We start from the raw sequence: 393 nt of genomic DNA, 5'->3' as shown, positions 1-393 counted from the left end.
CAATTACACCGGCGCGGTGCAGACCTACACCGTGCCCGCAGGCGCGGGCGGCGTGACCATCCAGGCCAACGGCGCGGGCGGCGGCAGCGGCGGCAATGACTCCAACGGCTGGGGCGGCGCCGGCGGCGCGGGTGCGCGGGCCACCGGCACCTACTACGCGGCGCCGGGAACGGTGCTGAATATTTATGTGGGGCAAGGCGGCCGGGCCGGCAACACCTCGCAAGGGACCTTTACCTGCGCCAATGCGGCCGGCGCGGGAGGCCTGGCGGGCGGCGCGTCTGGTTTTGCCGGCGGCTCGGGCGGCCAGGCCGGCTGCAGCGGCTGGTCGGGCGGCGGCGCCGGCGGCGGGGCGGCCAGTGTGGTGGCCACGTCCGCCAATGCCCATCTGGTAAT

Annotated in this window: 1 protein-coding gene; it reads left to right on the top strand. The window is 75.1% G+C overall.

The features are described 5' to 3' along the window. Positions 1-393, top strand: a 393-nt coding sequence (locus tag AC1D1Y_RS26775) for a glycine-rich domain-containing protein (RefSeq protein WP_477685010.1), incomplete at both ends; no start/stop codon positions are given.

Source organism: Polaromonas sp. P1_G1 (assembly GCF_056405595.1).
This window is presented reverse-complemented; position numbering and strand designations above follow the sequence as displayed.